13 protein-coding genes are annotated in these 15,078 nt (G+C 69.5%); 2 read left to right on the top strand and 11 right to left on the bottom strand.

The genetic code is table 11. From position 1 onward, the window contains the following. Window positions 1-2 precede the first annotated feature (2 nt). From madM to mdcA, 7 genes are read right to left on the bottom strand one after another with little or no spacing between them, the layout of a single operon-like run. On the bottom strand, window positions 3-767 hold the full coding sequence (gene madM, locus ISN75_RS11630; protein ID WP_167256130.1) for a malonate transporter subunit MadM: 765 nt from the start codon (window positions 765-767) through the stop codon (window positions 3-5). 10 nt (window positions 768-777) lie between these two features. Continuing rightward, on the bottom strand, window positions 778-1,176 hold the full coding sequence (madL, locus tag ISN75_RS11625; RefSeq protein ID WP_167256128.1) for a malonate transporter subunit MadL: 399 nt from the start codon (window positions 1,174-1,176) through the stop codon (window positions 778-780). Window positions 1,177-1,222: 46 nt separating this feature from the next. After that, entirely contained in the window at window positions 1,223-2,032 is an 810-nt protein-coding gene (mdcE, locus tag ISN75_RS11620) for a biotin-independent malonate decarboxylase subunit gamma (protein WP_167256126.1), read from the bottom strand. Then, window positions 2,029-2,880: a biotin-independent malonate decarboxylase subunit beta gene (locus ISN75_RS11615; RefSeq protein WP_167256125.1), complete on the bottom strand. Its 852-nt coding sequence runs from the start codon at window positions 2,878-2,880 to the stop codon at window positions 2,029-2,031. The genes mdcE and ISN75_RS11615 overlap by 4 nt, the downstream gene beginning before the upstream one ends. Before the next feature lie 3 nt (window positions 2,881-2,883). Next, complete coding sequence (locus ISN75_RS11610) at window positions 2,884-3,186, bottom strand: malonate decarboxylase subunit delta (RefSeq protein ID WP_167256123.1); 303 nt, start codon at window positions 3,184-3,186, stop codon at window positions 2,884-2,886. Window positions 3,187-3,197: 11 nt separating this feature from the next. Beyond that, window positions 3,198-4,058: a triphosphoribosyl-dephospho-CoA synthase gene (locus tag ISN75_RS11605; RefSeq protein ID WP_343820206.1), complete on the bottom strand. Its 861-nt coding sequence runs from the start codon at window positions 4,056-4,058 to the stop codon at window positions 3,198-3,200. Further along, window positions 4,058-5,710 carry a malonate decarboxylase subunit alpha gene (gene mdcA / locus ISN75_RS11600; protein WP_167256119.1) on the bottom strand — a complete coding sequence of 551 codons (1,653 nt, stop codon included), beginning with the start codon at window positions 5,708-5,710 and terminating at the stop codon, window positions 4,058-4,060. The genes ISN75_RS11605 and mdcA overlap by 1 nt, the downstream gene beginning before the upstream one ends. A gap of 120 nt (window positions 5,711-5,830) precedes the next feature. Between mdcA and ISN75_RS11595 the strand changes: the two genes are divergently transcribed. Further along, window positions 5,831-6,745: a LysR substrate-binding domain-containing protein gene (locus ISN75_RS11595; protein WP_167256117.1), complete on the top strand. Its 915-nt coding sequence runs from the start codon at window positions 5,831-5,833 to the stop codon at window positions 6,743-6,745. A 74-nt stretch (window positions 6,746-6,819) separates the two neighbouring features. Here ISN75_RS11595 and ISN75_RS11590 read toward each other — a convergent pair whose 3' ends face one another. Genes ISN75_RS11590 through ISN75_RS11575 form a run of 4 tightly spaced genes read right to left on the bottom strand, consistent with a single transcriptional unit; the run spans window position 6,820 to window position 14,193 of the window. Further along, window positions 6,820-8,808: a hypothetical protein gene (locus tag ISN75_RS11590; protein WP_343820204.1), complete on the bottom strand. Its 1,989-nt coding sequence runs from the start codon at window positions 8,806-8,808 to the stop codon at window positions 6,820-6,822. Further along, entirely contained in the window at window positions 8,801-10,945 is a 2,145-nt protein-coding gene (locus tag ISN75_RS11585) for a hypothetical protein (protein ID WP_343820202.1), read from the bottom strand. Before ISN75_RS11585 ends, ISN75_RS11590 begins: the two co-directional genes overlap by 8 nt. Before the next feature lie 3 nt (window positions 10,946-10,948). Next, window positions 10,949-12,796: an HlyD family efflux transporter periplasmic adaptor subunit gene (locus tag ISN75_RS11580; RefSeq protein ID WP_343820200.1), complete on the bottom strand. Its 1,848-nt coding sequence runs from the start codon at window positions 12,794-12,796 to the stop codon at window positions 10,949-10,951. After that, window positions 12,793-14,193 (bottom strand): TolC family protein, encoded by a 1,401-nt coding sequence (locus tag ISN75_RS11575; protein WP_343820198.1) that lies wholly within the window; start codon window positions 14,191-14,193, stop codon window positions 12,793-12,795. The genes ISN75_RS11580 and ISN75_RS11575 overlap by 4 nt, the downstream gene beginning before the upstream one ends. Before the next feature lie 567 nt (window positions 14,194-14,760). On the opposite strand from ISN75_RS11575, the gene bamE reads away from it, so the two are divergent. Next, a complete protein-coding gene (gene bamE / locus ISN75_RS11570) occupies window positions 14,761-15,078 on the top strand; it encodes an outer membrane protein assembly factor BamE domain-containing protein (RefSeq protein ID WP_168648680.1) in 318 nt (105 codons plus the stop codon).

The raw sequence follows: 15,078 nt of genomic DNA, 5'->3' as shown, positions 1-15,078 counted from the left end.
GCTCAACCCACCAGGGCCTTGGTCGCCAGGAACAGCACCGACGGTCCAAGCAGGCAACCGAGGCCCGTATGGAACGTGGCGATCAGCGCGCCATACGGCACCAGCCGCCGGTCGGTCGCCGCCAGGCCGGCGCTGACGCCGCTTACCGTTCCCGCCAGGCCGCCGAAGATCATGGCCGAGCGCGGCGTCGACAAGCCCAGCGCACGCGCCGCCACGGGGGTAAAGACCATCACGATGATCGCCTTGACCAGCCCGGTGGCGATGCTCAGCGCCATCACGTCGGAACTGGCGCCGATCGCCGCACCGGTTACCGGCCCCACGATATAAGTGACCGCGCCGGCGCCGATCGTGGTCATGCTCACCGCGTCGCGATAGCCCATCGCATGCGCGATGGACGCACCGACGATGAACGGCAGCAAGGTGCCGAGCAGCAGCGAGATCGCGCCGATCAGGCCCGCCTTGCGCGCCTCGTCCACCTGCACCTCGAAGGCGGTGGCGACGATGGCGAAGTCGCGCAGCATGGCGCCGCCCATCAGCCCGATGCCGGCGAACTGGGTCAGGTCCGCCAGGCCGTGCTGGCCGCCGGTCTGCACGCCGCCCCAGTACGCCAGCAGCAGGCCGATCAGGATCGCGATGGCCGAGCCGTGCACGCGCCCGAAAGTGAGCTTGCGCGACAGCAGCACGGAGGCCCACATCACCAGCCCTACCATCGCGAATGCCGCGACCAGCCCGTTCTTGTTGAGCATCTTGTCCAGCATTTCGAGCATGGGTGCGTCCTCAGCTCAGCGCTTGTTCGGTGGTGGATTCGGGCAGCGAGGTGTCGTCGCGGCCCGTGCGGGTGAGCAAGGCGATGCAGCCGCCGCACACCAGCACCGCGCCCAGCGCGGCCATCAAGGCTACGGGACCGCCGCGCAAGGCGGCGACCACATCCTGCTGCGCGGCCATCGCCACTACCACGGGGATGTACATCGCGCCCCAGTAGCCGACGCCGGCCTCGGTTTCCCTGGGCAGCGCGCCGCGGCGGTGCAGATAGATGCGCGCGGCGATCAGCAGCAGCATGGCGATGCCGACGCCGCCGACATTGGTGCCCACGCCGATCAGTCGGCCTAGCCCCTCGCCCAGCAGCAGGCCGGCCAGATAGCACAGGGCGAGCAGGGTGGTTCCGTAGACGATCACAAGCACCTCCACGCGCCGCGGCGCGCCATGAGTGGAAGACGATGCGCTAGCGCCATTGCGCGCGCAGGCGTGCGCGCACGTCGGCCGAGGCCTTGCGCAGCGGGCCGTGCAGACGGCTTTCGAGGCCGCGGGAGGCGTCGCCGCGAATATCGGCGACCGCTTCGCGCAATACGTTCGCCACCTTGGCGATGGCATCGGCGCCGGGTGCCGCCGGGTTGTCGACGGCGAGCAGCCTCCACAGCAGGCCGAGCGAGGCATAGCTGTGGATGTCGTAAGCCATCGGGGGGATATCCGCGGCGAGCGCGTCGAGTTCGTCGACGCTGCGCAGGGTGATGCGCGCCGCCGCGTCGCGGCCCATGGCGTGCACCATGACCTGCGGGTCGTCGAACGCAATCAGCCGGTTGGCCTGATAGCCGTGCGCGAGGAAGGCGCCGGACATGGCCTTGCCGGCCAGCAGCGCGATCACCGGATGGCCATCCAGCCGTGCCGTGGCATAGGCGTCCGCGGCGGCGGCCAGCGCCTGGTGGATGCCATAGGCTTCCTCGTTGCGTCCGTAGGCCTGGCTGGGCGTGTCGACCACCGCGACGATCGGCCGGCGCAGGCCGCGGTCGCGGTCGGCTTCGATGGCGTCGCGCACTGCCCGCGCCAGCGACCAGCCTTCGATCAGGCCGGTTTCGCCGCGGCGGGCGCGCGGGAACGGATTGTGCGGATCGGGCACCACCGCGATGTAGCGCGCCATGTCGTCGCCGAGCTTTGCATCGGCCACGCGCAGCGAAGCCGCGTAGCCGGCCAGTGGCTCGGTGCCGCCAGTCAGTGCCTGCCACCACACGAGGCCGCGTTGGCTGGAGGTATTCATGCGCGCAACTCCTCGCCGAACGCGGCGATGACCTCGGCGGGCCCCGCCGGACGGGCGCCGTCGGCCTGCGACAGCGGCGGCAGGAACGCATCGTGGCGTTCGCTGCGGCAACGCCCGGGCCGGCCCGCGCGCATGCAGGCCAGCAAGGCCTGGCGGATCTGCGCCGCATCGTCTTCCACGTAGCGGTCGGCCAGGCCGCTGCGATAGCGCTGCTCGCCGCCGCTCAGGCCCCAGATGGTGGCGCGGTCGCGCGAGTCGAACTCGGCGATGCCGGCTTCCTGTTCGATCACCGCCGGGCCGTTGAGGCCGAGCCGCGCTTCGCGCGTGACCAGCAGATAGCTGCACAAGCCGGCGGCGATCGACATGCCGCCATAGCAGCCGACCGGCCCGGCAACGATGCCGGCCACGGGCTGGTAGCGGCGCAGATCGACGATGGCGGCCTGGATTTCCGCGATGCCCGCCAGCCCGAGGTTGGCTTCCTGCAGGCGCACGCCGCCGGTTTCGAACACGATCGCGGCGCGGGTAGGGATGCCCTGGCGGTTGTCCTCGGCCGCCAGTTCCAGGCTGCCGGCGATCTTCGCCGCGGACACTTCGCCCATGCTGCCGCCCTGGAACGCGCCCTCGATGGCAAGCACCACGGCCGGGTTGCCATCCAGGAGGCCGCGCGCCACCACCAGGCCATCGTCGGCCTGGGTGACGATGCCTTGGCGCGGCAGCCATGGCGACGCCAACCGTTCGAATGGATCGATCAGCTCGCGGAAGCTGCCGGGATCGAGCAAGGCCTGCGCGCGTGCGCGGGCATGGAGTTCGGTGAAGCTGCGGCGGGCCAGCAGGCGTTGTGCGTCCATCGTTCAGTGCTCCTGCGCCAGTGCGTCGAAGGCTTGCGCGATGCGCAGGCTCACCACGCCGGGCGTGGCGCCGGAATCGTTGATCTGCAGCCGCACCGCCGGCCGCGTCGGTTCGGCGAACAGGCGTGCGAACAGCGCCGCCCAGGTGCGCTCCATGCCCTCGACCGAGGTGGTGACTTCGATGCTGATGTGCCGGTCGGCCGCCGGTTCCAGCAGCACTTCGAGGTCGCCGGAGGCGACCACGCCGGCCAGCGCGCGGCCATGCGCCGGTGCGGCGGCAGGGAAGGTGAAGGCGAGGGTTTGCATCGGCAGTCCTCTTAAGCGCGGGAGATGCGGTCCAGCAGCAGGCTGGCGGCAAGAAGGTCGGCGGCGCCGCCGGGGGAGATGTGGCGGCTCAGCAGTTCGCGGTCCAGGCGGCGCAGTTCGCGGCGGCCGGCCAGCGTGGCGCAGCCATGCGTCAGCGTGCGGCGGGCGCCCGCCTGCAGTGCCTGCAGCGCTTCCGGCCCGCCGCGCGACAACACGCAGGTGTCGTCCAGCGTGGCCATGATGGCGAGCAGGGCATCCAGCCGCGCCGCGTGTTCGGTGGCGCCTTGCGCCCGCGCGCCGCGCAGGGTCGGCAGGCCCTGTCCGAGCACGTGCGGGAAGCCGGCTTGCGCCTGGCCGCGTGCGCCGCCGACACCGTAGCGGCGGCAGGCGCGTTCGCCCGGGTGGCCGGTGTGTTCCGGCGCAAGGCGATCGGGCATGCGCGCGAGCGAACCGGCGCGCGCGGCGATGGCCGCCGGTGTCAGCTCGTCCGGCGCTTGCGCCGCGGCCACGGCCAGCAGGCCCAGTGCCCAGATCGCGCCGCGATGCGTATTGATGCCGCCAGTCGCGGCCAGCATCGCGGCCTCGGCTTCGCGTCCCAGCGCGCCGATGCGCTCGCGCAGTGCGCTGCCGGCCGGTTGGCGATACGCGGCCAGCGCCATCGCCTGAAAGCCTGGGCGCAATGCATGCGCGGAGCGGCTCAGCAGTTGCCAGTGCATGTCGCTGTGCGCGCCGCGATGGCGCGGATCGACCAGCCCCGGCTTGGGCGCAAGCATCACTTCGTCCAGCAGCGCGCCGGTGACCTGGCCGGCCAGCCAGGCGGCGAACTGCGCCTGCTCCGTGACGGCTGCCGATGAGCGGACGGCGGTTTCCATTACCAGCTCCGGTAGCGCGCAGGCGGCTGATACAGCCCGTCGGACCAGGCCACCAGCTCCGCCATGTTCTTCGCGGCAAGCAGCGAACGGTCGGCTTCGCCGGGATGGATGCCCAGGTCCTCGGGCAGCGCGACCAGCCCGTCGCGGCGGAATTGCGCCAAGGCCTTCGGGTCGCGCTGCAGGCCGATCGGCGTGACGCCGGACACCGCGGCGATCATTGCCTTGCGCTGCTCCACCGACTCGGCCCTGTAGAGGTAGGCGATGCCTTCTTCGGTCAGCACGTGGGTGACGTCGTCGCCGTAGATCATCACCGGCGCCAGCGGCATGCCGGCCTCGCGCCCCACCGCCACCGCATCCAGCGATTCGACCACGCTGGGCTTGCCGCCGGCCTGGAACGTTTCCACTACTTGCACCACCAGCTTGCGGCCGCGTTGCAGCGGATCGTCGCCCTGGATCAGGTCCAGCCACGCCGGCGTGGCATGGCGGCGGCCGTGCGGATCGTGGCCCATGTTCGGCGCCCCGCCGAAGCCGGTGAGGCGGCCGCGCGTGACGGTGGACGAATTGCCCAGCCCATCCATCTGCAAGGTGGAGCCGATGAACAGGTCGACCGCATACTGCCCCGCCAATTGCGACAGCAGGCGGTTGGAGCGCAGCGAGCCGTCGCGTCCGGTGAAGAACACATCCGGACGCGCGGCCACATAAGCCTCCATGCCCAGCTCGCCGCCGAAGCAATGCACGCTGTCGACCCAGCCGCTCTCGATGGCCGGGATCAGGGTGGGATGCGGATTGAGCGCCCAGTGCCGGCAGATCTTGCCCTTCAGGCCCAGGCGCTCGCCGTAGGTGGGCAGGATCAATTCGATCGCCGCGGTATTGAAGCCGATGCCGTGGTTGAGCGATTGCACCTGGTGGCGTTCGTAGACGCCGCGGATCGCCATCATGGCCATCAGGATCTGGATCGGCGTGATCAGGCGCGGGTCGCGGGTGAACAGCGGCTCGATGAAGAACGGCTTGTCCGCCGGCACCACGAAATCCACCCAGGAGCCGGGAATATCCACGCGCGGCAGCTGGTCGACGATCTCGTTGACCTGGGCGATCACGATGCCGTCGCGGAAGGCGGCCGCTTCCACCAGGGCGGGCGTGTCCTCGGTGCTGGGGCCGGTATAGAGATTGCCTTCGCGGTCGGCGCTGTACGCGGCGACCAGCACCACGTTCGGCGAGAGATCGACGTAGAGCCGCGCGTACAGCTCGATATACGTGTGGATCGCGCCGATCTCCAGCAGCCCGTCTTCCAGGCATTGCGAGATGCGCAGGCTCTGCGTGCCGGCGAAAGCGAAATCCAGCTTGCGCGCGATGCCGCGCTCGAACAGGTCCAGATGCTCGGCGCGGCTGACGCTGGGAATGATCATGTGCAGGTCGTGCAGCCTGGCCGGGTCGGCCTGGGCCAATGCACGGGAGAGAAAATCCGCCTGCTTCTGGTTGTTGCCTTCCAGCACCACGCGGTCGCCGGGGCTGATCAGGCGTTCCAGCGCTTCGGTCAGCCGCGCGGCCGGCAGCTGGTTGCCGTGGGCCAGGCCGCTCACGGCGGCGAGGCGGCGCTGCTTCTCGGTGCGGCGGGTGGTCCAGCGCGCGGTGGCTGCGGAGGGGGCCGTCATCGGGTGGCTCTCGCGGAAAAGGCGAGGGCGACTCTAGGCGGCGCCCGGTTGCGCTTCAATCAAGCTAAGCGTAATTTCATTAGCTTCAGGCTAATGATTGCCGGTGGCTGGGAGCGTGGCATGGCCATCGACGATGGCTTCACCCTGAAGAAGCTGGAGGTGTTCCTGGCCTTCATGCAGCTGGGCAACATGCCCAAGGTGTCGGAGCGGCTTTCCTACAGCGTGGTCAGCGTGCACCGCGCGCTGCATTCGCTGGAGCAGGCGGTGGGCTGTCCGCTGTTCAAGCTCGACGGGCGCAAGCTGATCCCGCTGCAGACGGCCTATGCGCTGGCCGAACATGCGCAGCGCGCCCTGCATGAGGCGGAGGAGGGCGTGCGGCGGGTGCGGGAGATCGCCGGCTTGTCCGCGCCGCGCCTGAAGGTGGGGTCGCTGTATTCGCTGACCACGCGCACGATGCCGCCCTTGCTGGTGCGCATGAAGCTGCGCAACTCGGCCCTGGACATCGACCTGACGCTCGGCTCCAACCGGTTGTTGCTGGAGCAGCTGCGGGAAGGGCGGTTGGATGCCATCGTGATCGCGCTCAGCGAGCCGGTGGACGACGACCAGCTACTGGCCGTGCCTTTGTTCGAGGACAGCATCTTCTTCGCCGTGCCTGCCGATTCGCCTTACGCGCGGCGGAATTCGCTCGATCTGGCCGAGGTGCGCAACGAGAAGTTCGTCTGCCTGGAAGACGACTTCGCCACGGCGGCGAGTTTCCAGCAGGCGTTTCGGCGCGCGGGCTATCAGCCGCAGGTGGCGATGCGTGTAGGCGACATCTTCTCGCTGACCAACCTGATCAGCGGCGGCGTCGGCTACAGCCTGCTGCCGGGGCGGATGGAGTCGTTCAATGCACGCGTGCGGCTGATCCCGCTGGTGCCGCCGTATACGTCGCAGCAGACCATCACCTTGCTGATGCTGCGCAGGCGCGAGGGCGATCCATACCTGGTGACGTTGGCGGAAGAGTGCCGGCGCCTGGCCGCGCTCGGCGGGGCGTAAGTCCCTGCCTCAAACCTTTAAGGCAGTTGCTATGAAGGCTTGGCGTGCAAGGCCGGAATCTTGGTTGTTCCCCGCTATTTCCTGGTCTTTCCGACAAACCCGAGTGCGCGCACCCACTCCGCATCCCTCCGCGTCGTTTCCACCCGTTGCTTCCGGTAATGCCGCTCGGCCCGGTCCTGCACATAGGTGACCCAGCGCCGGAACCATCGCTCGCTGTGCTGCATATCGCGGATCAGCAGCGCCATCAGGCGGCGCCCGGCAGCAGGTGCGAAGCGCTTGAACAGGTCGTCGTCCACGCTGACGATCGCCTCGGTCGTGCCGGGATCGCCCTGGCGCGCACTGCGCCCGAACAGCTGCCGGTCCACCCGTGCCGATTCGTGGAACTCGGTGAGGATCACATGCAGGCCGCCGCCGGCTTCGACCTCCTTGGTGAGCTTGATGTCGGTGCCGCGGCCGGCCATGTTGGTGGCGACGGTGATGCGGCCGGGCTGGCCGGCGTCGCCGACGATCTCCGCCTCGCCCTTGTCCTGCCGCGCGTTGAGCACGATGTGCTCGACGCCTTCTTGCTCGAACAGGCGCCCGAGTATCTCGGAGGCCTCGACCGATCGCGTGCCCACCAGCACGGCGCGCCCGTTCGCGGCCAGCTCGATCGCCCGCCGCGCCACCTCGCGCCAGCGCTGCGCGCTGTCGGCGCAGATGCGGTCCGCCAGCCGCCGGCGCCGGCTCGGCTTGTGCGTGGGAATGCGCGTGACTGGCAGGCCGTAGGTCTGCTTCACCTCCAGCGCCACTTCCTGCGCGGTGCCGGTCATGCCGCTCAGCAGCAGATAGCGCCCGAAGAACCGCTGATAAGTGATCTGCGCCAGCGTCCGCCGCTGGCCGGTGATCTCGCAGCCTTCCTTGCACTCGATCATCTGGTGCAGGCCGCGCTCCCAGGTGCGGTCCGGCATCACGCGGCCGGTGGATTCGTCGACGATCTGCACCTTGTCCTCGGCCAGGATGTAGTCCTGGTCGCGGGTGAAGCAATGCACGGCCGACAAAGCCTTCTGCACGAACTCGTCGCGCCACAGCGGCGAGCGCCACAGGCCGCCGAACGTCGAGGTCAGTTCGCGCACGCGTTGCCGGCCGGTTTCGGTCAGCCAGATATCGCGGCGCGGGCCCTTGATGTAGTCCGTGCCTGCGAGCAGCGTCCGCGCCAGCTCCACCGACTGCGTATACACCGCCGGATCGAGATCGTCCGGCAGCGTCTCGGAAATAATCAGCGGCGTGCTGGCCTCGTCGATCAGCACGCTGTCGGCCTCGTCGATGATGGCGAAATGCAGGCCGCGCAGGATCGGCGGCTCCCCGCGCGCGCCGCCGGCCAGCTCGCGCAGGCGCTGCTGGGTTGCCGAGATTTCCCCCAGCGCAATGCAGTCCTTCAGATAGTCGAACGTCAACTCCTTGTTCGACACATAGGCGATGTCGCAGGCATAGGCCTTGCGCCGGTCCGCCACCGCCATGTCCTGCAGCACCACGCCGGCGCTCATGCCGAGGAAATCAAACAGCGCGCGGTTGTGCTCCGCATCGCGCTCGGCGAGATAGTCGTTCACTGTCACCACGTGCACCGCCGCGCCCGTCGCGGCCGCGGCGCAGGCGGCGAGGGTGGCGGCCAGGGTCTTGCCTTCGCCGGTGGACATCTCCGCCAGCCGCCCTTGCAGCAGCGCGCGGCCGGCGAGCAGCTGCACGTCGTGATGGCGCATTCCCAGGGTGCGGCGCGAGGCTTCGCGGATCAGCGCGAATGCCTCCGGCAGGATCGCATCGGTAAAGCCTTCCAGATGCATGCGGTGGGCGGCGGCACGCAGGCGTTCGCGCACCTGCTTGTCGCTGGCCGCACGCGCAGCCTCCTCGCGTGCCGCCGTCGCGGCCAGAAAACCGCGCACGCGCCGCCGGTCGAAGCGCGGCAGGCTGTCGAGCATCGCGCGCAGCCGGTCCTCCCAGCGCGAGCGCCTGGCATCCAGCCGTTCCAGATAAGGCCCATCGCCCAGCCGCAGATCCCGGTCCGCCAGCAGGGCGCGCACGTCAGACACCGAAATGCCCCAGGAACACCTGCCGCAGGCGCCGCAGGCCCTGGCGCGCCAGCGATTCGCTGCCATGGTCGAAACGCACGTGCACGCGCTCGCCGAACGGCGGCGCGATGCCGGCGGGCAGGGCGACGTCGACGATAAACACGCGCTGCAGCGTCTTCACGCCGTTGTTGTCGTTCGGGTTGGTGGGAATGGCGCCGCCGCCGTTGAGCCCCAGCGCCGCGGTGGGCAATTCGTCCACCGCGCCGGGGAAGCTGCGCACCACGCGGGAGGCGCGTTCCTCGCCCAGCGAATCGGCCAGGCGCAAGCGCACGCCGTGCAGGCGCTGGTGCACCAGGTCGATATCGTCCTGCTGCACCACCACCCGCACCATCAGGTCGCGCGGCGCCAGCACGTAGCCGAGCAGCTCGCCCTTCTTGTAGTAGTGGCCCGGCATGTCCTGCGGCGTGGCGGCGATCAGGCGGCCGTCGCCGCCGGCATGGCCGATCAGGCGCGCGGCGCGCAGTTCCGCCCGTTCGAGCACTTCGCGCGCTTCGGCCAACTGGCGCCCGCTGACCTGGGCTTTCACCGGGTCGATGAAGGCATCCGCGTCGTAGCGCGCCTGCGCTTCGTCCAGCTTGGCCCGGTCGACCGCGAGCTCCGCCTGCAGCTGCGGGTTGTCCATCAGGTAGACGGACTGGTCGCGCCGCACGGCCTGCTCCGGCGCCGCCATCCAGGCATGGAAGAAGCCGTTCTCCTGCGCGTGCAGCATGGAGCGGTCCGGCAGCCACACCACGCCTTCGGCGCGCGTATGCAACGGCACCGGCACGAACAGCAGCACGGCGAGCAGGACGCCAACCGCGACGGCGGTGCGGCGATAGGCACGGGCACGCACGCGATGCAGCGCACCGGCGGTGCGCAGATGCTTCAGCCCCTTGCGGATCGGCCCCACCAGCAGGCCATACGCGCTCCAGCACGCCATCAGCGCGCCGACGATGAAGTACTTGCCCGCCACCAGGAAGATCACCGACAGCGTCACCGTGGTGCGGTAGAACCACGCCAGCGGTGCATAGAAGAACAGCCAGCGCTGCTCGGCCGGCGTCTCGTCCGGCTTCACCGCGTCGGTGGAGCCGAAGGCATGGCGGTCCAGCAGCCAGGTCCACCAGGCGGTGCCGCGCTGGGCCAGGTTGGGCATCTCGATCAGGTCGGCCAGGATGTAATAGCCGTCGTAGCGCAGCAGCGGGTTGCCGTTGACCAGCAAGGTGGACACGCCGCCGATCACCATCACGTTGAACGCCACCGCGCGCAGCACGCCGGGTTCGGCCGCCAGCCACACGTAGAGCGCCACCGCGGCGAGAAACAGCTCCACCAGCATGCCGGCGGCGGCCACTAAGGCGCGCCGGTACTTCGACGGAAACGCCGCGGACGACGACGCCTCCACGTACGGCACCGGCGCGAAGATCAGGAACATCACGCCCAGCTCGCGCACCGCGCCGCCCCAGCGTTTCACCGCAAAGCCGTGCCCCAGCTCGTGCAGCAGCTTCACCACCGGATACACCGCCAGCATCACCAGCAGGTTGCTCGACGACAGCACGCGGTCGGAAAGGTTATGCGTCAGCTCGCCCCAATGCTGCGCCGCCAGCACCATGGCCGGCAGCATCACGGCCAGCCACAGCAGCGCGCCGACCGGGCCGAAGCACCACGAGAGGTAGGGCGACAGGCGGGTAAGGAAGCGGTCGGGATTGAGCAGCGGCAGCTTCACGCTCATCGGATTGAGCAGCCACTGGCGGATGGTCTCGGTGCGCTTGCGCTTGTGGCGGTCCAGTGCTTCGGCGGAATCCGGCGCCACGTCGGTCTGCAGCAGATCCGCGCCATGCAACTGCACCAGCAGGTCGACCACTTCCGGCTGCGTGCATGCATCGCGCGATTCGGAGGTGTTGGCGCGCTCCCACAAGGCCTGCACGGTCTGGCGCCCATCCATGCCCGCGATGAATGCATACGCCGCGGTGGACAGGCGATAGACGCGCCCGCCGGTCTGGTCCTGCACCACGTACCAAGGCTTGCCGCGGAACACCACGCGCTGCACCGTGGCATACGGCATCAGCCGCGGCCGCAGCTGCGCCACGCTATGCCAGGACGGACTGAACGGACTGCGCGCCATGGGCTACAGGCCCCAGCTCCACAGATTCAGCCGCAGCCAGTCGAACAGGCCATGCAGCAGCACCCAGCCCAGCTTGCGCCGGCCCGCGCCGATCTTGCCGACGCCTTCCATGCCCGGCAGCAGCAGCGGCGAATCCTGCTTCAGGCGCGCCTCGACGCGGTAGAAGTTGCGGCCGTCCTGCGCGGTGGCCACCGGCATGATCTTGGCGACGGTGAACGGCATCGGCGCGCCGGCCAGGCCGGTGATCACCAGCTGGCCGTCCTGGCCTTCGCGCACCTGGGCGATATCGCGCTCGTCCACTTGAAGAATGATGCGGTAGCTGTGCAGCGGCGCGATCTCGAACAGCTTCTTGCCGGCTTCCAGCGGCGTGCCGATCTGCTGGCTCAGGTCGCCGGTGACCACCACGCCGTCGTACGGCGCCAGCACCTTCACCCGCGACAGCTTGTCGTCCAGCAGGTCCAGCTGCGCCTGCGCCTCGCGCAACTGCGCGCCGACCACCTGCATGGCGGTGAGGTCGTGCCCGGCCATCGCCTCGCGCAGTTTGTTGTCGTACTGATCGCGCTCGCTGGCCCACTTGCTGCGTTCCACGCGCAGATCGTGGTCGTCGAGCTGGGCCAGCGGCTGGCCCTTGGCGACGGTGTCGCCGGCACGCACGAAGCTGGCGGCAAGAAAACCTTCGAACGGCGCGGCGGCGACGCGCTGGATCTCGCCTTCGGTGACGGTCTTGGCGGAGACGCGGTACGGCACCGGCAGGAACAACAGCACGGCCAGCAGCAGCGCCGCGGCCAGCGCGCCGGCCTTCCACAGCAGATAGCGCGGGCCGAGCAAGGCGGCCAGGAAACGGCGGCCTTCGTCGCGCAGGCGCTGCCACGAGCCGCGCTCCGCATCCACGCGCTGGGCGATCACCGGCGCCAGCAGCGCGCCGAAGGTGTCCATCCATTTGCGCTCCTCCTCGCCGAACGGCGTCGGCGCTTCGCGCTCGATCGTCACCACCGCCACGCACCTGGCCTGCTGCGCGATCGGCAGCGAGAGCAGGCGGCCGGCGCCGGTGCGCTGCAGCAGGGCGGTATGCGCGCGGAAGCTGTCCGGCGCATCGTGTTCGGGCGCCGCCGCTTCCACCGGTTGGGCCAGGTCGCAGCACTCGTTCATCGCGGCGGCATAGGCGTGCACCAGCGGCGAGGATTTCTCGAACGTGGCCGCTTCCGACAGCGCCGTGAGCCTGACTTCGCCATGGCGCATCAGGCCGATCGCCACGCGCGTGCCGCCGAAACGCCGGCGCAATTCGTTGCTGAGGTCGAACAGCGCCTGCTGGAAGCGTTCGTGGCGCAGCGCAATCGCTATGGCTTCGAGCACGCCCAGCGAGCGCACGCTCGAAGCGAGCGCGGCATCGTGCTCGCGCCGCGCGAACAGATTGCTGAGCCAGGCGCTGCCCCAATGCAGCTCGCGCAGCAGCAGCGGCAGGCTTTCGTCGTGCGCGCTCAGCTCCAGCACCACCGCGCCGGCCACGCGGTCGTGCACCGACAGCGGCGCCGCCACGTGCCACAGGCCGGCGGGTTCCGCACAGGGCTGCACCACCACGCGGCGCTCGGCCAGCGTGCGCTGCACCGCTTCGCCCATGCGCGCCATATCGCTGTTGGCCTGCGGAAACACCGCGATCGGCACGAAGTTCTGTCCGTCCGCGGATTCGACCAGGATCGCCGCCTGCGCGATCACCGCGAACTTGTCGCGCAGCACCGCCAGCCACGCGTCGCAGAATTCGGCCGAGGTGCGCGCGGTGATGAAGCGCGTCCAGCCGTCCAGCGGCAAGGGCGTGGGCGCGGAAGGATCGGGTGTGGCGGGCAGGGCGTTCATCGCGGCGCGCGCTCCGGCTTGAGCGAGGCGGTAGCGTTCATGCGCGCGGGCACGAAGCACTGATCCAGCTCGTCGATATCGGCGATGCTCAGGTCGCCCAGGGTGGCCCGCAGCTTGATGTATGCAGTGAGCTGCTGGTAGCGGCCCTTGCGCATGTCGCGCTGGGAGGCGGCGATCTGCTGTTTCGCGGCAAGGGTGTCGGCTTCGGTCTTCAGGCCGCGGTCCGTGCCGCGCTCGGCCACCGCCAGCGCGCGTTGCGCCGAGGCGATGGCGATGCGCGCGGCATGCGCCTTGGCCAGGCCCGCGCGCCAGGCGAGAAAGGAAGTTTTCACGTTGAGGACGGCCTGCCGCCGCGCGGCTTCCAGGTCGTCGCGCGCCTTGTCGCGCAGGGCCAGCGCTTCGGCGACCTTCGCCGACTGCGTGCCGCCGGAATAGATCGGCACGTTGAGCTGCAGGCCGACGGTAAAGGTGCGGATGCGATAGCCGGCCTGGCCGGGAAAGTTGCCGACGTTCTGGTCGGTGTTGCCGTAGCTGGCCACCATGTCCAGGGTCGGCTGGTGGCCGGCGCGCTGCTTGCTCACTTCGTCCTCCGCCGCGGCGACCGCGCGCGCGGCGGCGCGCAGGGAGGGGCTGCTGGCGTCGATCTGGCCCAGCCAGCTGTCGATGTCGTTGCCGATCAGGTCGGGCAGTTCGAGCTGGTCGTCCAGATACGGCTGCTGCAGGTCTTCCGCCGGACCCACCCACTGTTCGAGCGCGGCCAGCTTGGTGGCGTGGTCGGCCTGTGCCGACTCCGCATCGGCCGCGGCTTCCTCGTACTTGGCGTGCGCGTCCTCGGCCTGCGGTTCGCCTTGCGCGCCCAGTTCCACGGCGCGGCGCGCGATATCCCACTGCGCGCGCAAGGCGTCGCGCTGCGCGGCGGTGAACTCCACCGCGTCGCGCGCTTCCATCAGGTCGAACCAGGCGGAGGCCAGCTTCTGGTACAGCTGCTGCTCGGTGTCCTTGAGCTGGTATTCGCTCTGCCGCTCCACTTGTTCGGCCTGGTGCAGGCTGGCGGTGTTGGCGGGGCGCCACAGCGGCTGGGTCAGGCTGAGCTGGCCGGTGTCGCCGTGATAGCGGTCGTGCAAGGTGTGGGTGACGCGGTCCAGCGTGTCGTAGCGGCGGCGGTTGCCATTGCTGCTGGCGGTGGCGGAGATCTGCGGCAGCATCGCGCCGAAGGCCTGGCGCGTGCGCGCCTGCGAAGCATCGAGGCTGGCCTTGGCGGCGCGATAGCCGGGCTCGCTGTCGTGCGCGATGGAAAACAGTTCGCCGAGCGAGGTGACGGTGTCGGCGGCAAGCGCCGGCACCGCCACGAGCAGGCTGGCGCACAGCAGCGCCAGCGGCAGGGCGCGGCGGCGCACCGGCGATCCTCCGGGACGTACCGGAACCTGCTCCCTCGCGTAAAGACTTTCGCGTCGCACCTCAAATCCCTTCGTAGTGCCCGGAGGGAGAGGCCGGTCCGTCGTGGACCGCAACGACTGGACACGCACCGGAAACCGCACGGTGCGCGCTGGCGTCAGTTCCGACGATTTCCCCCTGAAGCGCAGGCATTCTGGCATCGGGCCGGGGGTGTGCCAAGGGCTGGCGCGTTCAGGTTTTCCGCAAGGTTTTGCGAGTGGCGCGGCGCCTCGCATTTCGTCATCCCGGCGCAGGCCGGGATCCAGTAGCGGCGATATCCGGTTGTCGCGAAAAGGCTTAAGAGCCTTGCTCTTGTCTGCTTTTGCATCGACAAACGTTTTCGCCACTGGATGATTCGCTTCGCTCACCCCTTCGGGGCCGCCCTGCGGGCGTTCTTCGCACTGCGCGCTCGTCCGGCCTACGCCGGGATGACGGCTCTGATGTGAGGCTTCGAAGCATCCAAACTTGCGCTACCATCCCGCCTCGTTCACCAGCGCGCGGCGCATCCAGCGCCAGTCTCAGGGGGAGTCATGAAGCGCATCATGGGAGCGGCCGTACTGGCGGCCGCCTTGCTGGCCGGCTGCCACACTACCGGCCAGAAAATCACCACGCTCGATCCGGGCAACAGCCGCGACCAGGTGGTCGCCACCCTGGGCCGTCCGGACGCCTTGAGCACGATGGGCGATTTCGAGGTCTACACCTATCTGGCGCGCCACCGCTCGCGCATGTCGGTGACGCACACCGACTACACCGTGGTGATGAAGGAAGGGCACGTGGTGCAGTTCGGGCCGGGGCTGGCTCGGCGCGAAGGGCTGCACAATGTGGTGATCGTGCCGCCGGAGTCGTAA

The sequence above is a fragment of the Dyella marensis genome (assembly GCF_049532885.1).
Classification (GTDB): domain Bacteria; phylum Pseudomonadota; class Gammaproteobacteria; order Xanthomonadales; family Rhodanobacteraceae; genus Dyella_D; species Dyella_D marensis.
Note: the sequence above shows the minus strand (reverse complement) of the source record. Positions and strands in the feature narration are given on the sequence as shown.